17 protein-coding genes are annotated in these 21,211 nt (G+C 54.1%); all 17 read right to left on the bottom strand.

Features of this window, described 5'->3' with window-relative positions:
* Nucleotides 1-24: 24 nt before the first annotated feature.
* Nucleotides 25-717 carry an acylneuraminate cytidylyltransferase family protein gene (locus H8K04_04670; protein UVT16853.1) on the bottom strand — a complete coding sequence of 231 codons (693 nt, stop codon included), beginning with the start codon at nt 715-717 and terminating at the stop codon, nt 25-27.
* 59 nt (nt 718-776) lie between these two features.
* Nucleotides 777-1,865: a nucleotidyltransferase family protein gene (locus H8K04_04665; protein ID UVT16852.1), complete on the bottom strand. Its 1,089-nt coding sequence runs from the start codon at nt 1,863-1,865 to the stop codon at nt 777-779.
* A 132-nt stretch (nt 1,866-1,997) separates the two neighbouring features.
* Entirely contained in the window at nt 1,998-3,158 is a 1,161-nt protein-coding gene (gene neuC, locus H8K04_04660) for a UDP-N-acetylglucosamine 2-epimerase (hydrolyzing) (GenBank protein UVT16851.1), read from the bottom strand.
* Complete coding sequence (neuB, locus tag H8K04_04655) at nt 3,158-4,162, bottom strand: N-acetylneuraminate synthase (protein ID UVT17865.1); 1,005 nt, start codon at nt 4,160-4,162, stop codon at nt 3,158-3,160. Before neuB ends, neuC begins: the two co-directional genes overlap by 1 nt.
* Complete coding sequence (locus tag H8K04_04650) at nt 4,162-4,791, bottom strand: acetyltransferase (GenBank protein UVT16850.1); 630 nt, start codon at nt 4,789-4,791, stop codon at nt 4,162-4,164. Before H8K04_04650 ends, neuB begins: the two co-directional genes overlap by 1 nt.
* On the bottom strand, nt 4,788-5,954 hold the full coding sequence (locus tag H8K04_04645) for a LegC family aminotransferase (GenBank protein UVT16849.1): 1,167 nt from the start codon (nt 5,952-5,954) through the stop codon (nt 4,788-4,790). The genes H8K04_04650 and H8K04_04645 overlap by 4 nt, the downstream gene beginning before the upstream one ends.
* A gap of 17 nt (nt 5,955-5,971) precedes the next feature.
* A complete protein-coding gene (locus H8K04_04640; GenBank protein UVT16848.1) occupies nt 5,972-6,967 on the bottom strand; it encodes an SDR family NAD(P)-dependent oxidoreductase in 996 nt (331 codons plus the stop codon).
* Between the two features lie 117 nt (nt 6,968-7,084).
* Nucleotides 7,085-9,085, bottom strand: a complete 2,001-nt coding sequence (gene asnB / locus H8K04_04635) for an asparagine synthase (glutamine-hydrolyzing) (protein ID UVT16847.1) — start codon at nt 9,083-9,085, stop codon at nt 7,085-7,087.
* Nucleotides 9,086-9,087: 2 nt separating this feature from the next.
* The gene (locus H8K04_04630; protein ID UVT16846.1) at nt 9,088-10,221 is read right to left on the bottom strand and encodes a capsular biosynthesis protein; all 1,134 of its coding nucleotides are present in this window, start codon (nt 10,219-10,221) and stop codon (nt 9,088-9,090) included.
* 91 nt (nt 10,222-10,312) lie between these two features.
* Nucleotides 10,313-12,061, bottom strand: coding sequence for a hypothetical protein (locus H8K04_04625; GenBank protein UVT16845.1), 1,749 nt, complete (start codon nt 12,059-12,061; stop codon nt 10,313-10,315).
* Between the two features lie 138 nt (nt 12,062-12,199).
* A complete protein-coding gene (locus H8K04_04620; protein ID UVT16844.1) occupies nt 12,200-13,258 on the bottom strand; it encodes an NAD-dependent epimerase/dehydratase family protein in 1,059 nt (352 codons plus the stop codon).
* Nucleotides 13,259-13,293: 35 nt separating this feature from the next.
* Nucleotides 13,294-14,241 carry an NAD-dependent epimerase/dehydratase family protein gene (locus H8K04_04615; protein UVT16843.1) on the bottom strand — a complete coding sequence of 316 codons (948 nt, stop codon included), beginning with the start codon at nt 14,239-14,241 and terminating at the stop codon, nt 13,294-13,296.
* On the bottom strand, nt 14,238-16,166 hold the full coding sequence (gene asnB, locus H8K04_04610) for an asparagine synthase (glutamine-hydrolyzing) (protein ID UVT16842.1): 1,929 nt from the start codon (nt 16,164-16,166) through the stop codon (nt 14,238-14,240). The genes H8K04_04615 and asnB (H8K04_04610) overlap by 4 nt, the downstream gene beginning before the upstream one ends.
* 7 nt (nt 16,167-16,173) lie before the next feature.
* Nucleotides 16,174-17,238, bottom strand: a complete 1,065-nt coding sequence (gene wecB, locus H8K04_04605) for a UDP-N-acetylglucosamine 2-epimerase (non-hydrolyzing) (protein UVT16841.1) — start codon at nt 17,236-17,238, stop codon at nt 16,174-16,176.
* Nucleotides 17,239-17,380: 142 nt separating this feature from the next.
* Nucleotides 17,381-18,559 (bottom strand): hypothetical protein, encoded by a 1,179-nt coding sequence (locus H8K04_04600; protein ID UVT16840.1) that lies wholly within the window; start codon nt 18,557-18,559, stop codon nt 17,381-17,383.
* A 50-nt stretch (nt 18,560-18,609) separates the two neighbouring features.
* Nucleotides 18,610-19,515 (bottom strand): glycosyltransferase, encoded by a 906-nt coding sequence (locus tag H8K04_04595; protein UVT16839.1) that lies wholly within the window; start codon nt 19,513-19,515, stop codon nt 18,610-18,612.
* Between the two features lie 636 nt (nt 19,516-20,151).
* Complete coding sequence (locus H8K04_04590; protein ID UVT16838.1) at nt 20,152-21,126, bottom strand: class I SAM-dependent methyltransferase; 975 nt, start codon at nt 21,124-21,126, stop codon at nt 20,152-20,154.
* Between the last annotated feature and the right edge of the window lie 85 nt (nt 21,127-21,211).

Here is a 21,211-nt window from a genome sequence, read left to right as displayed (position 1 = left end):
CATACATCGGTGGAAAGTGGACACTTAGTCCTGCTCATTCCTTGGAACAAGGGCGTGAAGGATCCTGAAATCCAATTCAGTATCGATATCCAACGATCTCTCTTTAGGCATGATCATTCCCACCGTTTCATCTGTGAGAAACGATTTCGACTTCTTCAGCCAGTTGACATCGGCGACATAGACTGCGCCGTTCAAGGCATAGACGGGATCGGGAACGTACGGCGTACTTGCGTCTTTACCCTTGAGAAGGGGTCTTATCCTATTCGTTCCTTCCAACGTATACATCCAACCAGGATTCTTGTCGACCTGGGCGATGCTCACGACACAAGGCGCGTCATCATAGACACATTTCTCTATGCACTGATCAATATCGTCCACAATGCGAAGCGGCGACGTCGGCTGCAACAGCACGATGACGTCAAAACCTTGCATGACATGTAAAGCGTGCAAGACAGGCTCTATGCCCTGAGCCTCATCGGTAGCCAGTTCCGGAGGACGTTTGAACGGGACCTCGCAACCCCACTCTTTCGCGACCGCAATGATCTCATCGTCTTCAGAGGATAGGATGAGGCGATCGATGTAGCGCGACTTTCGCGCCTCTTCGATCGTCCACGCGATGAGCGGTCGCCCTCCGATCCAGCGAAGGTTCTTCTTCGGCGCTCTCTTTGAGCCGGCTCGAGCGGGGATCAATCCGAGAACTGTCCTGTTACGGATCATCGATTCGTTCAGAGGCAGAACAATTGAGGGTTCGACGCGTCAGCTGGTGAAAAAACGAATCAGACTTTTCTTGGCTCGCTTTTTGACGTTTTGGAGGATTCAGCGATCGCTCGACTCAAATCATCAGGCCTGCCGACGTCTAACCACGGTTCATGCATCGGATAGGCCACGGTGCGCTTGGCCATCTCTCTTAGACGCTCAAACAGCACGGGCATATCACAGTAGGACTCCGGGCTTAATACACTCAACGCCTCCGGGTCGAGAGCATAGACGCCGGCATTAATGTGGCTACGAGCAACCGGCTTTTCTTCGAAGCCGACGATGTCGGCACCTTCCGTCTGCACGACACCGTAGGGATGCTGCCATTCATGCACTCGGACGGCCATGGTCGCAGTCGCTTCGTGGCGGATGTGAAAGTCAAGCAGCTTTCCATAGTGGATATCGGTAATCACATCTCCGTTGGTGACCACAAACGGAAGTTCGGGTCGTGGCTGCAGTAACCCCAGTGCGCCGGCCGTGCCCAAAGGCGACGATTCGCGCAGATAGCTGATTTGCACCTGCCAGCGACTGCCGTCGCCGAAATGCTCTTCGATCATGTGCCCAAGATAATGGATCGCCAGCACGAATCGGACAAAGCCTTCGGCCCTGGCCAGTTCGATAATGTGTTCAAGCATCGGCTTGTCGCCGAGCGGCAATAACGGCTTTGGGCAATGTTCGGTATGCGGCCGCAAGCGAGTACCTTCGCCTCCAGCCATGATGATCATCAGATTTGCGCGCTGGGGTGGCTCCATGAGCTCAGCCCACAAATGCAACCCTACGACGCGCCGGTTTTCATCAACGACCGGCACCTGATGAACTCTATTGGCCTGCATGAGCTGGAGCACCGTGTCACGGCTCAACTCAGGCGGCACCACTAACGGCTCACGTTGAATGATGGTATCGATCGCACTGTTGAGATCCAATCCGCGTAGGAGTCCTCGCCGGATATCACCATCGGTCAAAGTGCCTTGCAGTGTCCCATCGGGCAAGGCAACCAGGGCAATCTGAAAAGACGACTCGTTCAAAGAGCGAATGGCCTGCTGGATCGTGGCGCCTTTTGGCAGAATGGCCTTCCGCCATTCCTTACTCGCTGAAATCGACGGGCTCATGTTCGGTGCATGACCAAGGTTTGCCTCTCGACTAGAGTCGCTCTCGCAAGAGCTCGAACGCTTCCGCAGCCTGGAAACCCGCATCGGCACCACGCTGGCGACAACACTCTGCAGCCCCTATAACGACAATTCTCATGACACAACAAGATCGTGAAATTGTTTCTTGAGAATATCGTCCAACGGAATCGTCGCCAACACGTTGACAATCCGGTCTGCCGCCCCTCCATCACCATAGGGGTTCAAGACCGACTTAAGTCGGTCTTGGAAGGCGGGAGAATACATCTCGGATATGGCTGCCATAATGCTTTCCTTGATCGGCTGACAGCTAATAACACTCTCCGCCTTCAGGCGCCCTCGCTGGCGATCACCGATATCGATGGTTCCAATTCGAAAGCTGGGCGCCTCGGTTAGTCCGCTTGACGAATTACCTACGACCCCATCCACTTGACTTAACGCAGAAAGATACAGCGTTGACCCCAATGACGTGTAAGCCTTCGCATTTGGGTGTGCCTTTGAAAAGTTTTCGATCATGCTGAATAATGCTCGCCCCTCAGTATCCGCGTTAGGCATCGTAAAGAGTAATCCTGTGTCATGGTATTCCGACAACGCTGCCAGCAATTCCTCCAACTGACGCTGGGCAGTTGCCGCTTCGAGCGTAACCGGATGAAATGTGACGACCAAGTTTCTCTCACGGAACTTGAACGACAGGCGATGCTCCAGATCGGCCCTGGAGATAACGTGAAGCCTCTTGATACTATCAACGCCGAGTCCGCCTACGAGAAATACTCGGTTCGAATCTTCGCCAAGCTGTATCACTCTCCGCCGATATTCTTCCGCCGCGACGAAGTGGAGCTGCGCCATCTTGGTTATTGAATGGCGTATGGACTCATCAATAGCCCCTTCGGTGGCTTCTCCACCGTGAAGATGTGCAATAGGTACCCGCGCAACCATGGCGGCGGCCGCTGCCGCAAAAATCTCAAATCGATCGCCAAGCAATACCATGACGTCCGGCTGAAGTTGCTGGAGCGCGTCGGCAAAGCCGATCATTCCCAGTCCCATCGACTTTCCGATCCCGACCGGCGAGTCCGAACTCAGGAGCATCTCGACTTTACGATCAATCACAAACCCATCCGCTTCAATCTCCCGATAAGTCAGCCCGAATTCTGGAGCGAGATGCATCCCAGTTGCGATCACTTGCAACGTGAGATCGTGCGCCGCCCGAATACCGTCCATGACCCACCGGAGAAGGCCGTATTCCGCTCGACTTCCGGTGACAACACAAATCTTACGCATTACAACTCAATCAGTTCATCCCGCACAAAGGTACGAGGGGCTTGCCGTCCAATGACCTCATCCCACCGCATCGGCGACACTCCCGTGCCAGGCCGTTTGGCTGTCACATTGTGTTCGCTGAAGAACTCTCCAGCCTGAATCGGACGAGACGCCACCAAGGATTTTCTGGCTGTCGACAGATTCTTCTCTTCACCGGCACTAGGTCTCTTCACGCCGTCCCCGAGAGCGCTCTCGATGTTGCGGATGGCGGAAACCATCGCTCTCAATTCATCCGGAGTCAGGCTGGCACCATGATCTGGACCGGGCAACATTCGATCCAAGGTAAAGTGCTTCTCGATCACCGTCGCTCCCAGAGCCACGGCCGCAATAGGCACTTCAATCCCTTTGGAATGGTCGGAATAGCCGACGGCGACATTGAATGTGTCACGCAGTACCTGCATCGCGCGTAAATTTACGTGTGCCATTGGCGCGGGGTATTCCGTGGTGCAGTGAAGCACGGTTATCCGCGTGCGCGGAGTTCCTGCTGCCTCAAGCGCTTGCAACGCGGCACCGACTTCTTCCAACGTGGCCATTCCAGTCGACATAATCACGGGCTTCCCAATGCGACCCACATGACGCAGATAAGGAAGATTGGTAATTTCTCCGGAAGGGATCTTCACCCGATCGATTCCCAGCTGGATCAGAAAATCAATACTCTCGGTATCGAATCCGGTCGAGAGAAACCCGATACCTCGTTCACGGCACCGCGCCAGCAGAATCCGATGCATGGCCGGAGATAACTCCAGCTGTTTGAGCATCGCGTGCTGGGTCTCATGAGGGTCCGTCGTCTGTTGCTGATACTCGGCTTTGCCCGCGTGTGATGTGACAAGCCGATCGGCGGCGAACGTCTGAAACTTCACGAAGTCCGCACCGCACTCCGCAGCCAGATCGATCAGCCGACAAGCCAAGTCGAGGTTGCCGTTATGATTCACCCCCGCTTCGGCAATGATTAATGTGCGGGGCATCATGATGTGTGGTTGCCTGCGAACCTGGTCGTATCGGCCTGATGGTGCCGTACAGCGAGTCCCATGCCCATGATGCAATTTGCTCCAATGGAGATGCCTTCCTTGACGATGGTCCCGCTCCCGATAAAACTACCCGCACCAACCGTCACGTTGCCGTTCAGTATGGCCCCGGTCGAGACGTGACAGTGATCTGCCACCGTCACGTCATGTTCCACGATCGCACGGGTATTGATGATGCAGTTGTTCCCAATCCGCGCGCCGGCATTGATGATGGCCCCGTGCATGACGATAGTCCCTGGGCCGAGCACGGCATGACGAGAGACATAGGCGGTAGGCGAAGCAATCGTGGGCAGCTGCAGTCCGAGCTCAACTGCGCGTTGGTAGAGATGGATGCGAACGGCCGGAGAACGGATGTGACCCACCGCGACAATCGCATGACTACAATCTTTGGCGAGCCCAGGTAGTTCGCTGTCTGTGCCAATGACGCGATAGCCGAACTGTTCGGTATGCAGTTCCCCCGGGAGCCCCACCAATCCGACGATCTCGTACGCACCGCATCGCTCGATGACATCAATACATGCATGGGCATGTCCCCCGGCACCGATCACGATCAAGCGGGGCTTACTCATGATGGTGTTGGAATCAGCCCCGCACTGCTCGGAATGTTGAGCAGTCTCCTCGAAAGCGACTCGGCGCCGGCCAGATCCATCCGCGGACAATCTTTGAAGTGCGCCATGTCATGCATCAGGATCCAGGCCGGCCGTGTCATGAATCCCGCGTCGTTCGTGGCCCTCAAGATGCGATCCCGCTGATCTTGCTGGTCGACATCCAACAGCAGTGTTTGCAGCCAATAGTTGCTTCGACAGGCGATAGGCTCCTCCACCAACCGGACGCCGGCCATGGACCCGAACGCCTCTTGATAACGAGCAAACAACTTCCGTTTTGAAGCAAGTCTGTTCGGCAACTGTTCCAACTGGGCACAGCCCAAGGCAGCATTCAAGTTAGGCAGTCGGTAATTGTAGCCGATTTCATCGTGGCGATATTCCCAGATGTGCGGCAATTTGGCGGTGGTCGTCAGATGCTTGGCATGACGGGCAAGTTCTGGATCATCGGTTAAGAGAGCCCCGCCTCCTCCGGTCGTAATGGTTTTGTTGCCGTTGAAACTGAGGATGCCCATCTTCCCGAACGTGCCCGTGTGTCGGCCGTGGTACCAGCTACCCAACGACTCAGCCGCATCTTCGGCCACTGCGATATTAAAATCGCGCGCCAGTGCCAGAAGACTGTCCAGATCCGCCGGATGGCCGAAGGTATGCATAGGAACAAGCGCTCGAATAATACGGCCGGTCATTCGATTGACACAGTGCCCCGCTCGTTGCTCCGTGGACGTGACGAGATAGTCGCGCAGTTTTTGCGGATCAATACCCAATGTGCGGAACTCGCTATCAACGAAATGCGGCACAGCCCCGCAATAGGTCACGGCATTGGCTGTCGCGGCGAACGTAAGGGCCGGAATCAGGACCTCATCCTCGACCTTCACGCCTAAGAGCTTCAATGCCATGTGCAGCGCTGCCGTGCCATTGACGACGGCAACCGCATGCCTGGCCCCTGTAAAGCCCTCCAGATCCGATTCAAAGCGGTCGACGAACTTGCCCACTGACGAGACGAATGTCGAATCGAGACATTCTTTGAGATATTTCCACTCGTTACCGTCAAAGGTCGGTTCATGCAGAGCCACCGGGCCTGGCCCGACCACATCGCAAATCGCCTTGACGATCCGGTCAACAAGACTCATCTCGGAGCCACGGCCCTTCACAGGTTGTAAACATCAGACTTGTACCGATGCAAATGCTCGGGCCGTGCAAACCATTGAACCGTCTCGACTAGACCACGCTTGAAGCCCTCGCGACCGCCGTACCGAGGTTGCCAGTCAAACAATTCCTTGGCTTTCCTGTTATCTGCCCATAGGCGTTCCACTTCGGAATGTTCGGGACGCAGGCGCGCTTCGTCTGTGACCACTTCAATGTCGGCATGCATGGCTTCGGCAATCAATCGAGCGGTGTCTCCGATGGAAATCTCGAAGTTGCTGCCCAGATTGACGACTTCTCCCAAGCCTCGATCGGAATTCAACATCGCCATGAAACCCGCCACGGTATCCAGCACGAAATTGAAGTCGCGTGTGGGTGACACTGCGCCAAGATTCACCTGTCGGTGACCGGCAGCAATCTGTGTAATGATCGTCGGAATCACGGCCCGCGCAGATTGGCGCGGGCCATAGGTATTAAACGGGCGTGCAATGACGACCGGCAGTCCAAACGAAGCATAGAAGGAATAGGCCAGTTGGTCAGCGGCGATCTTGGTCGCCGAGTACGGCGACTGACCTTGCAATGGATGATCTTCTGTAATGGGCACAAACCGAGCCGTGCCATATACCTCGCTGGTCGACGTATGAATGATCCGCTTGACACCCAGCTCACGCGCCGCCTGCAGCACGTTCAGCGTGCCTTTCACATTGGTGTCCACGTAGGTGTCGGGAGAATGGTAGGAATAGGGAATCGCAATCAAGGCCGCGAGATGCAAAACCGCCTCGCATCCTTTCATTGCCGTACGCACACCATGCGGGTCTCGGACATCGCCCGGAAATACTTCGAATTTCCCGCTCACATCCTCGTTGCAATGATCCAGCCACCCCCAGGAGTTGAATGAATTGTAAAACACGAAGGCACGAACATCGTGACCTCCACGAACCAGAGCCTCCGTCAGGTGGGAACCAATAAAACCGTCGGCGCCGGTGATCAGCAGCTTCATGGACTCAGGGTTTCCTTCGGCCGAATGAGGGAATCCGCTTGGTCATGTTGAACTCGGATTGAGGTACAGCACCGATACGGTCATTGCGGTCACATCCTCAGCATCCCGTGGCTCCGATTACGCCGCCGCTCTCACGCTAAACCGCTCCATCCACTGCCCGAAACTGATCATTCTCCACACCAGGAAGTTGAACGATTCGCGGCCGCCGATCACGGCATCGAAATGGTCGAGTGCCGAGGCGTTGAGTACGCCCTGCGAAGCATCTACAGCACGGCGCAGCTCAAGGCGAAAGCGCTCGGGCGCATCCTTGCGGATCCACGTTTCTTCCGGTGTCACAAAACCCATTTTATCCATTCGTGTGCGGATCGGCTCAGGCAAGGTTCCCCGCATCGCTTCGCGTAAGACCTGCTTCGTTGTGGCATTCCATAACTTCATTTCGGGGGGAAGCCCTGTCAGGAACTCCACGACCCTATAATCGAGAAAGGGCAGCCTCGACTCGACACTATGAGCCATGGAATCACGATCCTCCCAATGCAGCAACATCGGTACACTGGTGGCTGTCAGCATGGCATGGGCCATCTGGTTCACTGAGGTTGTTTTGACGCCGTAGGTGAGATTGGGATCTCGGGCATCAAATGCAAGCCGTTCTCGATTGATCCAATAAGGCACCGACGATCGTTTTCCAAAGAGCCGGCGCAAAGGTTGACGCAACGGTTCGGGCAGGACTGTGTTCCCAAGGTACTTGGCGGAGCTGGCATAACTCAGCCCATGAAGATGCTTAGCCGCGCGCGCCTCTCGGAGCAATGTCCCCCATCGCCACATCACAAATAGTCCGGCAAAATGCGAGGCGAAAAACCCGTGATAACCAGCGAGCAGCTCATCTGCCCCCTGCCCATCCAACAACACGTTCACGCGTGCGTGCTTCGCGAGCTCAAAGACCTCCCATTGGGCGCAAATGCTCGTTGAACCGAACGGTTCATCCTGATGCCAGGTCATGGCATCAAGCTTTTTGAAAAGATCGTCCAGGTTCGGATAGACGTAATGAGATTTCACACCGGTGTGCCCGACAACGACATCGACATGGTTCCGCTCATCAAATCGTTTCTCCGTGGCGCAAGCCGAAAAGGTGTTCTGGTGGTATCCAGCTCCGGTGGATTGGAGGAGCAGATTCGCCACGCAGACGATCGACGACGAGTCGAGCCCGCCGGACAGACAGGATCCGACGGGGACGTCGGCGCGCAGACGAAGCCGTACCGCATCCGTAAACAGCGCAACAAACTCATCGGCGGCCATTTTCATGTCCCCTGAAAAAGGACGTGGCGTCAGTTGATACCACCTGCGAACCGGAAAAGTCTTTTGAAGATCCTCGATAGATCCGTCTACACACTCGCCTCCTCTGAGCTGGCAGACACCTTGGAACATCGTCTCTTCACTATGATCGAGCAATCCCCAGTTCAAGAAGTCATACACTGATTGCCCGTTGACTCTTGGCGACCACCCCGGCAGCACCGTAAACTGTTTAATCTCCGATGCCATGGCGACCAATCCCTCCGGCGAACGCCAAAGGTAGAGCGGTTTGACGCCGAATCGATCGCGTGCGGCAAACACCCGCCCTGCCCTTCGGTCAATGAGCACGAAGGCGAACATGCCGTTGAATCGATCGACACATTGTGCGCCCCAGGCGAGGTAGGCTTGCAGGATGACCTCCGTATCGCTCTGCGAGACAAAGACATGCCCCAGTTGCCGAAGCTCATGCCGCAGTTCGAGATGATTGTAGATTTCTCCGTTATACGTGATCCACACGCGGCCATCCGCCGTGCACATCGGCTGGTGACCGGTTACGGAGAGATCGATGATGGCAAGACGGCGATGGCCCAACGCCATAACCGCATCAATGACCGGCCTACCATTCCGCCTGGGCGCATAGGTCAGTCTTGAGTCGTACGCCTCGTCCGGAGTATCCGTTCCTCCAACCGGTGTCGATACGAAATCCCGAGCTGAAAACATCACAGCCCCTTCGCCGTCTGGGCCTCGATGGCGAACCACCGTGGTCATCTTTCGAATAAGATCGTCCAAGGGATAGGGATCAGGACAAAAGAGCGCTGCGATACCACACATGGCTACAACTCTCCAAGTACGTCAGCCACCACCTGGCCCAATTTCTCGGCATTGCGTTCAGCAGTATGGGTCTGCGCCGCCCGCTCGGAGCCGGCTTTCATCCGATCAATATCGGACGATGTCAGGTGATTGAGCGCGCGCGCGAGGGAGGCCGGTGCAAAATCTTTCGCTACGACACCACATCCGAACTCGCGCACGATTTTGGCCATCTCGGGAGATGGCCCGATCGCCACAGCAAGGCGAGCCTGGAGGAATTCAAAAAACTTATTCGGAAGTGCATGAAGATTGTTGAAGCTGGAAGGGGATAACAGGTACAGGCCAATATCGTAGGCATTGGTGAACGGCACAAGCGCTTCCATCGATACCGGCGAGAGAAATCGAACCCGCGGATTACCAGAAGCTTTCGCCTTTAGCTTTTGAATGTATTCGGGAAAGTTCGGAACCAGCATGAGGTCGAGTTCAAAGCGGTCATCCACCCATTGCATGACCTCGATCATCTTCTCGATCTGCCTCGTCGGCATCGCATAGCCATGATGTATCATGCGGATCGGCCGCGTTGGTGTCGCACGGGGAGCCAGGATATGGCTTGGAGCGGCGTTCTGAATGACGACAGGCTTGACTCCAAGCAGACGGCGATACTCTTCGGCGATGCCGTCTGCCACCGTTATGACTCGTGCCGTCTTTGGAATGTATGTCTTGCAGAGATAGTGAGCATGCCCCTGATGGAATAGACGCCACACCAATCGCTCCTCCAATTCCCGAGGAGCATATTCATGCGCGTCGAGGATGACCGGTCGAGTGCCGGCAAGTGAAAGTGCCAGAGGCAACGCCTCCACATCATTCGCAATCACCGTATCGAAGGCGACCCCTTCCAGCTTGCGATGGAGCTCTTGAACATGTTCCCTTGACCAATAGTGCGATTCATACCGGCGTGAGAGCAGTTTAATGCCTCCTACACATCTTCGCGTGAAAGTCCGAGCATTGCGCTTGCAACCAAGAAAGCGAACATCGGACATTGCAGGATCGCCGGTGCCTGCAGCAATCACCGCGTGATGTGTTCGAAGGGCTTCGATCTGCCGGCGAACACGAGGATCCTGCTTTAGATCAGTGAATGAAATGACAAGAACCGTCGCCATAGGAGAGCCACACACCGCCCAGATGAAAGACACCCATATCTCCGAACCAGCCGTTTCTCTGACTCATGTGTATGAACAAACGGAATACCCACTATACGCATCGAGCTCCGGACAAAAAACACGGTAAATACCTGGACTCAAGGGTCATCTCGGCATCCTCACTGTGACTGAGCAACGCGGCAATCTTCTGAAGGTCCGTTCCGGCACAGATCTCACGCGTGCAGGCCAGGTAGGTCTGAACAAAGTGTTGCCCCTCAGATGACGTAAGTGTGGCTTTTAGCTTCGTCTCGAACGCGATGTTGCGCGCCGTACTATCAGGCCACCCAGGGCAGAATACCGTGGCCGCATCGTCGGGTAGCAGCACTCCGTCTCGGTCTCGCTTGTCCTGCAACTTCGTCAGCATGGTCTTGAGTTCCATCTCCACCTCGGTAAGAGATCGCGTTTGATCACCGCTGACGAGATAATGATCGATGAGCCATCCCCCATGCCGATTGTGATATGGAAGCAGTCCGACTTTCCCTGACTGTTCGATCGACAGATAGATGACACATGCGTTCTGCGGGGAAAAGAGAAAGGTTCCGAACTTACCCCGCAGGCCTTCGACAAAATAGTAGTACCCGCACTGGTTCACCAATCCATCCATCGTCGGCAACCGGACATGCCGCTTCCGAAGGTGCAGCCCGCCATAGCCGCATTGGAAGCCCTCAAGCGGAGGGCCAAGATCACATTCCTGAATATATCCATCCTTCGACCATTTACGTCGGTAGGAAGGGAAGCGGGCGTCTTGAAATTCACGATCCTGAATTGCCAGGCCGCCGACCGCCTCCCACCCATCGGTCTTTGTCACATAATCCGTAAGAATCGTGGCTCCTCCGTGCGTCTCAAGACGTACAACGAGAATACGGTTCTGAAATGTCGAGGTTATTATCAGGTTTTCACCCAGCGAGGCGATTCCGTACGGCATGTTGAGATGCTCTCGCAAGGGACCATTCCCTCCAAAGCATCGTTGGGTGTCGAGGGTTTGAGGATCGAGTGAACAAACAAATCCGGTGTGGGCATCTGATCGAAACAGGCTGCCGTGATGCACCACAAGGGAGGTGGGCCACAGCATTCGGTGATCCCAGGGGTTCCACCCCTGAGACCCGATTCGTTTGCTTAGCACTCCGCTCATGAGATCAACGCGCACGATCTCCCGTCGTTCCAAGCTGGAGGCAAATACCTGATCTCCGAGGATTGCAACACCATGCGCATTCCGGAGCGCAAAACTCCAAAGCGGTTTCCAGTCGCCGTCGCCGGTTCGCCGAAAGGCCGCGATGTTGTGGCCATCATAGCTGGCCACTACAAGCACATCCCCGCCGTCCGATAGGGCCACGCCCTCGGGAGTAATGGTTTCCTTTGACGCAATAGTAGCCCGAATGGAAAATGTGCTCTCGTCACAGTCCAGGGCACCCTCGTACACCTGATTTCCAACATTGTTCGCAACGATGAATCTTTGACGGGCATCATCATAGGCAAGACCTGTAGGGAGCCATATGGACGGCCCCTTATTATCAAGGAGAGGGGCTACAAGTTTCAGAGAACCGGAACTGAGCTCGAGACAATAAAGATGTGTATAGTCGGCAACTGCGGCATATCGCCGGTTGATGGCTACTGCACTGACAAACAGAGAGGTAGCTGGAATATTCTTGCCTTCCAAAATAAGTTGTCTTGTATGTCCGTCGTATGCGAGCGGCTCTACTCGTTGTTTCCACTGCGTGGAGCCGGCTTGTTTTACGAGGAGAATACTGAAGCCGACCACACCTACCGTCATGAGCAAGACCAGACGAGAAAGAGAATTCACAAGTTTCCCCGGTGCTGGTTGAGAGGCTGGGATCTATGGGCATCGACCTGATGGGTTAACCACTGGAGAGGCGCAAGAAGAAGTCTCAGGCCCCCTCGAGAGAGGGATATCATGATAAAGGGAGGTGATCAGCGTCGGTCATTGATCGGCGACGAAGTTCTTTATCTGTAAGTCGTGTTTTTGAATGCACCCATCGATGGCACTCAAATTCCGTGTTGTCCATTCGATCGTCTTCGAAAGACCATCGAGGAGATCTATACGTACTTCAAAACCGATCTCCCGTTTGGCCTTCTCCGTACTACCGAACCGTTTGCCCGATCTATCCCAAGGTCGTTCGGACAGAAATTCGATATCGGCGCTATTACCGGTCAATTTATTTATTGATCTGGCAAGTTCCAGAATTGACGTCTCCACTCCGCTCGCCAAGTTATAGACCTCACCGGCCTTACCCGCGCCCGCGCAAGCCACCAAACCTCGCGCGATATCCTCAACATAGATGAAGTCGCGGCTCGCACGCCCATGGTTTTCCACGCGCAATGGCATCTTTTTTAACGCGCGGTAAATAAAGGCCGGAGTGACATTGCGCCACACGGTCGCCGGAGTTCCACGCCAACGCCCAGCGCCAAGAATCTCCCGTGGCCCATAGACATTCTGGAATCTCGCACGCACGGTCGGAAGCCCATGCTGATGGTGGTAATAGACAGAGTAGAACTCACCAACTACTTTTGAAATCTGGTAAGGGCTGTCCAACTCGATGGGAACCGGACCATCCTCCGTGGTGGGCTGAGCAGAACCATACGTATGAGGAGCGAGGGTGCAGCCGGACGCCGCATAGACCAGCTTCTTTACGCGGCGAAAGCTTTTCATCCTTTCATACAGTTTAAGCGTGGTAATGAGATTGTTCGCATGATCTTCGAGCGGATTGGCGATCGAACTTTGATTGCCATGATAGGTGGCGAGATGAAAAACATAGTCGAACTCATCGCTTAGGCCGGTCAGGATACTGTCATCGGCAATCGACCCTTCCCGCAAGTCCACGCGAGGATCGTCCGGCACGTTGAATCGTTCTGCCGACAAGAAATTATCGATGATTGTCACCCCTTCGCATTCATGATCAAGCAACAGGTGAATCAGATTACTCCCGACGAAGCCGGCTCCACCCACCACCAGACATCTCGTCCTTTTCAACGCATCCATTTCCTCGCCTTTCCCAATTCCAATTCGGGCACTCCCTACTTCTTCTCATCAGCAGGCTTCAAGTGTGTGAATGTCTGGCTGATGCCGAATTTCTTGTACCACTCGATGGCGGCGGTTACACCCTGCTCCAAAGGCGTGCGCACGTGCCACCCAGAAAATACGCGAAGCGTTTTAGAAGGATCCAGCAATATGGTGTACACATCATCGAGACTGCGAGGCCGCACTTCGACGTCCTGTTCCAGCGTGATTCGGAGTGCTTGAATCGTCGCATTGAAAAGATCTTTGATGGCAAGGTCGGATCCGGAAGAGACGTGGTAGGGTCCGGACTGTCCCTTCCCCGCAACCGCCATCAACACGACCTCGATGAGATCATCGATGTAAATGAAATCCCGCCGGGTATCCATGACAAAGCAGGGCTTGTTATTGGTCAGGCGGTGATAGAACGTCGGAAGAGGCCCGCTGAGATTTCGAGGTCCGTACGCATTGGCAAGCCGGAACGAGACCCAATCCAGTCCGCTCAGCATGACATACTGTTCCCCGGCCGTCTTACTGATGGCATAGCTGCTGCCCTCAGACCGAATCGGATGGTCGATCGTGATCGGCTGCTCCAACGGCTTCAGGCCGTAACACAACGCAGTCTGAAAATAGATGAGCCTTTGTACGTGATGGCGTTGTGCAGCCTGCACAATATGTGCGGTACCGACACAGTTCGTGAGCGTGTCTTCCCTCCAATTCTCCGGGTCTTTATAGGAGGCAGCCGCGTGAACGACCTGGTCTGGTCCGAACTCATCAAACGACCGATCGACGAGGGACTGATCCGCAATCGTTCCTTCCACCACTCTGAGTCGGCCATGCGGTGTGAGATTGTCCCGACGGCCGGTCGCATAATTATCGATGGCGCACACCTCGTGCCCCTGTCCTATGAGGCGATCCGCCAGATGCGATCCTATGAATCCGGCGCCTCCCGTGATCAATACTTTCATGGTGGTGTCTCCTCATTCATCAACAGACGTCTATACTCATATGCCTTATCGTGAAAAACTCGCTGCCACAATTCCAGACACAGGAAGCCCCACAACTTTCGTCCAAATTGTAATTCGCGCCCCAACCCGGCCAGAACCGTTCGGTTGCTGATCAACGGACGCTCTAAAGCCTTTTGAGACGATAGAACGTCGGTCACATAATCGCGGACCTTTCCCTTTCCCCCCACCCATTCCTGCAACGGAACCGGGAAACCCATCTTATCTGTCCGCCGAACGATCGATTCGGGTAAAACCGACCCCAGGGCGCTTCTCAGCACATGCTTCATATGCCCGTCCTTGAATTTGATATCCGCCGGAATGGTTGCAGCCATTTCTACCAGCGGGCGATCGAGGAACGGCACGCGGGATTCCAGGCCATGCGCCATACTCATACGGTCTTCCACATGGAGCAATGCCGGGAGCAGCGTTTTGAAATCGAAATGCGTCATACTGTCGAAGTAGGACTCTTTCTGAACGTTAGAACCGCGGAAAATCTTCCTGAACGTCTCGAAGGGCGAGTACGCGCCCAAGAGGTCCCATCGCACCTCGTCGGCATGCAACGCCGCGCGATTCACCAATCTAAAGTAGCGCTTGTCGAGTTCCTCGAACAATCCGTCGCGCCAGAACTGTTGTAACAAAGGCTTGTAGTTTCGGAGTGCGGTGAGATTGGGAATGATGGACTCATAGGTGACGATGAAGTTGCCGGAATGCATTGTGCCGTCAATGGCAGCTTTGATGCATTGCTCAAAATAGGCGATGAGATAGCGCGCATAGCCTCCGAAAATCTCGTCGCCTCCCTGTCCTCCAAGCACGACCTTCCGATGCTGGGCGGCGAGCCGGGACACCATGAACTGAGGGAATGATCCGGGACCGGCTACCGGAAAGTCCAAGTGATAGATGACCCGCTCAATGTTCTCGACAAAGTCTTCAGCGGTAATGTCGATCTCGTGGAGCGGAAAGGATCTGAATTGCGCCAGGTCGCGGGCATAGTTGCTCTCATCGTAGGCTTCTCGGATGGAAAATTTCCCGGAAAACCCGATCAGCTCATGGGCTTGCCGTTCAGACGCCAACGAGGCGATGATGCTTGAATCGAATCCTCCGCTGACATATGCGCCTACCGGGACGTCGCTCCGAAGATGGAGCGCCACGGAATCCTGCATCAAGAATCGAAGCTGCTCTTCGAAGTACTTCGCCGTATGGTTGAAATCGAGATGGTAATACACCTCCCAATAGCGTCGTGTTTCGATCCGGCCGTTTCGCGCGATCAACACATGCCCCGGCTGAAGCTCCTGAATTCCGCTGAAGAGTGTCTTGCCGTCTAAACAAAACTGGAATGTGAGGTAATCTTTTAACCCTTCCACATCGGTCGAGATCTCAGGCACGAACGGCAGCAACGCTTTCACCTCGGAAGCGAAATAGAGCGTGCCTCTCACCACGCAGTAGTACAACGGTTTGATCCCGAACGGGTCCCTGGCGCATAGAAGTGTGGCGTTGGCCTCGTCCCACAACGCGAATGCAAACATCCCGCGAAACTGGTTGAGACACTCCACTCCCCACTTGTGATAGGCGTGTAGAATGACTTCGGTGTCGGAGTGCGTCTTGAACAGATTCGCCCCCAACTCATCACGCAACTCGAGGTAGTTGTAAATCTCTCCGTTGTGGATGATCCAATTGCCGGCGCGATCGTTCATCGGCTGCTGACCGGAGGCGACATCGATGATGCTCAACCGGCGATGGGCGAACCCCACTGTTCCGGAGGAGTGCAACCATGTCCCCTCGCCGTCCGGACCGCGGTGTCGCTGGAGTTTACTCATCACCTCCAGCGAACGCCGAAGATTGTCGATCCGTTCAGATTCAAGGCTCAGTATGCCGGCGATACCGCACATGAGCGGATTACTCCTTGCGAGAGGTGAGGACCTCTACGATCCGTTCTGTCGCACGGCCATCGCCGTACAAACTCCGATGAGGCGCTTGGCACCTCTCCATCTTTTCGACAGCGTTCACGATGGTCGCCGTATCGCTCCCACACACAATATTCCAGCCTGCCGTGACGGTCTCTATCCATTCCGTTTCGGTTCTGAACGTCACACAGGGAATCCGCAGATAATATGCTTCCTTCTGGACTCCGCCTGAATCAGTCAGCACACAAGCGGCATGCTCTTGGAGCCGGACCATGTCCAAATACCCCAGAGGATCCAGGCACCGGACATTGTTTCCCGCCTGAACAGCGTACTCATTCAGTTTCTTTTTCGTCCGCGGATGAAGAGGCAAAATCACGGGCTTTTTCACGGTCTGAAAGGCCTGTAATATAGAACGAAGCCGGTCAGGATGGTCGGTGTTCTCAGCTCGATGTATGGTAGCCACATAGTAAGAGCGTGGAGATAGTTCGAGGCGTGTCAATATGTTCGATCGGCGCTCCGCACTCGCACGGTGGAGGAGCAATGCGTCGTACATGATGTCGCCGACTACATGAACACCGGCCTCGATACCTTCCCGACCTAAGTTGTCGCGTGATACCGTCGACGGAGCAAAGAGCCATGTCGACAGATGATCCGTCATGACACGGTTGATTTCTTCCGGCATCGTTCGATTGAAACTCCGCAGCCCTGCTTCAACATGCGCGACGGGGATATGTAACTTGGCTGCAGCCAACGCAGCGGCCAAGGTTGAATTGGTATCTCCGTACACGATCACCACGTCCGGTAGTTCCTTTTGCAACACCTCCTCGACTGCTTTCAACATCGCACCTGTTTGCACGCCATGCGAGCCGCTTCCTATACCGAGATGATAATCCGGTGCGGGAATTCCGAGGTCTTCGAAGAAGACGTCCGACATGCCGTGGTCATAGTGTTGGCCCGTATGAACCAGTATCTCATCATTCCGCTTTCGTAAGGCGATCGTCAGGGGACTGGCTTTGATGAATTGCGGCCTGGCGCCGACAATAGACAGACATTTCATAACTCAATACCCATCGTGAGCATTGCCCCCAAAGGGCGGCGTCTAACATGAACAGGAGTATCTTCCGAAACGTTCTCCAAGCAGAAGCGAAGGACTGGCTGAGATGTTTGGGGTTTGGCAGACAATGACGAGCGATGCCTAATTACCGTATCAACTCTTTTAACCGTCCCCGAACGGCAAGCCGTCCGTTATTCACTTTCTCGAGAACGCGTCCTGCATCACCAAAGAACCTGCTCGACCTAAAATGCCAAGCGGCACGTCGTGGAGTTGTTTCGGAAAGAACGCGATCGATCATCGCGGCAAAAGCGCGATAAGAATACTTATCGGACAGACAAATATCAGCGTACGCCTGGTCGACGACCTTACTCACCAGCTGGATATCTTCAAGTTTGTCCAACACCTCTTCCAGGTTTGAATAATCACGTTTCAGCGGAATATAGTGCCGATCGGCCTCAAAAACACCGTCATAGTGGCCTTCAATCAGAACCTGACAAGTCTTCGTCACGACGGCTTCAAAATGTCGAGGCCCTATCGCGAAGAACTTGTAGCTATCCCAGCCCTTGGGAAGGCTCTGACTTATTTGTTCATACGAGAGAGTGGGGTTTGATTGAAGCTTGACTTGGATCAAAGCCTTGATTTCTCCACGCCGATCGAGCACGCTCGACCCACTTTCGCATCCGATTATCGCCCGCCCGGAAGCCAAAAATTTTTCCCATCGATCACCGACGATGGTGTCCTCTGGTCGAGTCGAAATATCGCACTTCATACCTCTCTCGCTCGCCCGTTCTGCCACCCGATCAGCAATCTGGGACTTCATCTGTCCGTGATTCCCGAACCAATAGGGTAATCGACTTGCACGGTATACGATATCGACGGGTCTCTCTTTCAGAGCAGGCTGCTTCCCTTCCCATCGGCTCATTGCCTGTTCATCGATATATCCGGTAAAGGCCTTGTAGAACGAAGCCTTTCTATGCATCAGTGGATACAACCCGACGTGATACGATGGGTCAAAGTTCGAAAAGACGACCGACACGCCCCATTCATATAGCCATTCGTCTAAGACTTCGGAATGATCGTACTCATCCTGCGGCATGGCCAGCTTGAGACAATCCAGAGACGCCACCCATCGCAACTGCCACTTCCAGACATAGAACGCGGGAGCCCAGCGCATACACAAGAACGTGGTATGCAGGATCACAGCATCAAATTGTGTGCGACGCAGCCAATTTGGAGGAGGGTAAAATGCATTCCAGTAGGAAAGGTCATGGGAAACCTCGCTGCTATCCATAACATGGAGATGCGCATAGATAGCCGGTCTCATTCTCGGCAGTGGCTCCGGATGCCAATAAAGGACAAGAATCGTCTTGGGAACTAGGGACATTGGTGTGACACTTCCTCGACAAAGAACTTTTCTATGGCTTGCCGGTACGGCAAAGACTGGCAGGCCCAGTTGAACCCGGCATGAGTCGCTTTGTGGGCGTTCTCCTTAAGCGAACAGAGCAGTGTCGTATCGTTGATCAACAGCTTCACAGCTTCTTTCAAATCGCCTGGTCTTGACGGATCATACGTAAGCCCACATTTATATTGATTGAGGATCTGGGACACATATTGCGCGTCGCTGGTGGAGAGTATCGCCAGTCCTGCTTGCATGTATTGCGAGAGCTTATTGGGACAGCAGTACACATGATTGAGGTTCGGCCCTCGGTAAGAAATTACACCGACATCGGCTCGTGATGCCGCCTCAACCAGTTGATCCTCAGCCACCGCCTCTTCTATCCGGATACGTCCGTTTGAGATGAGATCGCGATGGGCTTCACACAATCGTTGAAAGTATTCGTTCGTTGGAGCCCGCAACAAGAGCACAGCTCTCTCGTCATCGATGAGGGCCCATGCACTCAGGAGTTCTTCAAAGCCTCGCTCCGGTACAATGCGGCCTTGAACCAGAATCTTGATCGGAAAGGTGATCGGTCGAGCGCTGGAGGGTTCCACACCCTTTCTCAAGGGCTCAGCATTAGGAACCGAAACAACGTGTTCGATTCCATATTGACGCTCGAGATAACGCGCGATCTGAGGGTTGACCGTGATGACGGCATCGGCTTTTCTGATCGCTCTGCCTTCGATAAATGCAATGACACGCCGTTCTAACCTTCCAGCATCCAGGAAAGCCTCCGGCCATACTTCATGGGAATCATAAATCACGGAGCAGCCCATGAGTTTTTTAAGTTTTATCCCGACCACCAAAGCGTGTATATCGTGACAAACAATGACTCGAGGCACAACCGAGACAGCTCTGGCTCTTTCAATGAGCGTTCTGTAAATGACTCGCAAGCCACACAGAATAGAAGCGGAGCCTACTATAGAGGACCACGTACGACGCAATGCACCTGCTGCACCACTCCATTTGGTGTAACCTTCCACAGATGGGCGAGTCTGCACAGAATGCCTTTGGGATGCCATTCGCCGCTCCAACATAGGTCGCACAATCTGCTCGATACGCATGAACTGCATAAGTTGACGGCATTTGGCTGAGATGAGAATAGTTTGCGTAGGGTTGCGAAGGAGTTGAAGAAGGAAACTTAGGCCTCTGCTGTCACCGAAGCGATTGCCGCGTACCTGAGGGAAAACACGTTCGATGAAGACCCGTCCGTCATACTGTCGAGAAGGCTTTGCGGCTGTAAGCCAGCTAAACCCTAATACATCAGTCCGTCCCACCTGCCGACACAAATCAATGACCCAACGGACTCTCGGATCCTCATCGGGCTCATGAGGCACCAACATCAAGATTCGTTGAGGATAGCCTTCCCCCGGACCATTCGACCAGGGAGGCGAACACTTGTGGTTCTGCTTCACACACACTCCGTTATCTTGCTCGGTGGGCAGGAGGAGGCACCGACAGAAGATCCAAATCAGAAGCTACCTTTTCCACAGGACATAGACACCGCCAATTCCCGCATGCTTGCCTTCATATAAAGGATATCCTTTGTCATCTAGGGTCAATCCGCCTAAGAACATTTTGTGTTCCTTCTCCAATCTTTCATCGCCCAAGGCCCTTCCAGCCAACTTCTGGAACAATTGGAGCTCGTGACGGGACAGATATCCACCGAGGAACTCCGTCTCAAAACCTGCTCGGCAACAGAGATCAATGAACTCATCGGGACGATATGGTCTCGAGATTGGGCACTGTTCTCCATCGGTATTCCTGGCAAACGCTTCTTCAAGAGTTAATCCTGGAAAAGCATTGTGGAGGACCATCTTGTCGTAGGCAGTATAAAGATGGAACCAGAGACTGTTGCGATTGTAGACCATTATGCGCGCCTGAGAACGAGGCCTGAGAATTCTATAAAACTCCTTAAGTATTATATCTGGCGTACTTGTATGGTGAATGACCCCGCCGCTATTGATGTAATCCACGACCTGGTCCTCTACTGGGATCCTACAGACTGCGTCAGAAATCTGAACGAGTTCCGCTCTTTCCGAAGAAATATTATGAAGCGCGACTCTATGTCCAGCAAGGCTCAACGCCTTTTCAGAGATATCCATGCCTATCACTTTCTTGGCTTTCGTATGAAGCAGAAAACCGATGAGGTCATCTCCAGGCCCGCACCCGTAATCTAAAACCACCTGTGTATCATGCTGACCATACAAGCCCATGAATTCGCGAAGTAAAGGATACTCTTCGCATCTCCACTCCAGATAGTCCACTGATTCCTGTGGAGTTCTGAACGGCCTTGAGTTAACGGTGTGCTCACCCCAATATGAGTCAACGCCGGTTTGCGTTGCTTCAATGTACCGCTTCACCGGTGTGGTAAGAAGTGGCGCACTCATTCCCTTCCCATGATGAACGCGTTCAATTAGGCGGGAGCATATGCGACGAATGGTCTTAAACATCAATAACCTTTTGCATCAACCGGAGACGCCACAGAAGGAAGCGGTGAATTGTAGAAGTGCGGTTCTACTCCTCAGCATCTCGCTC

It is taken from the genome of Nitrospira sp. (genome assembly GCA_024760525.1).
In the GTDB taxonomy this organism is placed as follows: Bacteria; Nitrospirota; Nitrospiria; order Nitrospirales; family Nitrospiraceae; genus Nitrospira_D.
This window is presented reverse-complemented; position numbering and strand designations above follow the sequence as displayed.

Excerpts from the sequence above, each read along its gene's own strand:
- H8K04_04615 (UVT16843.1), bottom strand. The coding sequence starts at position 14,241 with ATGAAAGTATTGATCACGGGAGGCGCCGGATTCATAGGATCGCATCTG.
- neuB (UVT17865.1), bottom strand. The coding sequence starts at position 4,162 with ATGCCCCGCACATTAATCATTGCCGAAGCGGGGGTGAATCATAACGGC.
- H8K04_04665 (UVT16852.1), bottom strand. The coding sequence starts at position 1,865 with ATGAGCCCGTCGATTTCAGCGAGTAAGGAATGGCGGAAGGCCATTCTG.
- asnB (UVT16847.1), bottom strand. The coding sequence starts at position 9,085 with ATGTGTGGTATCGCAGCGCTCTTTTGTCCTGATCCCTATCCCTTGGAC.
- H8K04_04670 (UVT16853.1), bottom strand. The coding sequence starts at position 717 with ATGATCCGTAACAGGACAGTTCTCGGATTGATCCCCGCTCGAGCCGGC.
- H8K04_04600 (UVT16840.1), bottom strand. The coding sequence starts at position 18,559 with ATGAGACCGGCTATCTATGCGCATCTCCATGTTATGGATAGCAGCGAG.
- neuC (UVT16851.1), bottom strand. The coding sequence starts at position 3,158 with ATGCGTAAGATTTGTGTTGTCACCGGAAGTCGAGCGGAATACGGCCTT.
- asnB (UVT16842.1), bottom strand. The coding sequence starts at position 16,166 with ATGTGCGGTATCGCCGGCATACTGAGCCTTGAATCTGAACGGATCGAC.
- wecB (UVT16841.1), bottom strand. The coding sequence starts at position 17,238 with ATGAAATGTCTGTCTATTGTCGGCGCCAGGCCGCAATTCATCAAAGCC.
- H8K04_04590 (UVT16838.1), bottom strand. The coding sequence starts at position 21,126 with ATGTTTAAGACCATTCGTCGCATATGCTCCCGCCTAATTGAACGCGTT.
- H8K04_04640 (UVT16848.1), bottom strand. The coding sequence starts at position 6,967 with ATGAAGCTGCTGATCACCGGCGCCGACGGTTTTATTGGTTCCCACCTG.
- H8K04_04620 (UVT16844.1), bottom strand. The coding sequence starts at position 13,258 with ATGGATGCGTTGAAAAGGACGAGATGTCTGGTGGTGGGTGGAGCCGGC.
- H8K04_04650 (UVT16850.1), bottom strand. The coding sequence starts at position 4,791 with ATGAGTAAGCCCCGCTTGATCGTGATCGGTGCCGGGGGACATGCCCAT.
- H8K04_04645 (UVT16849.1), bottom strand. The coding sequence starts at position 5,954 with ATGAGTCTTGTTGACCGGATCGTCAAGGCGATTTGCGATGTGGTCGGG.
- H8K04_04630 (UVT16846.1), bottom strand. The coding sequence starts at position 10,221 with ATGGCGACGGTTCTTGTCATTTCATTCACTGATCTAAAGCAGGATCCT.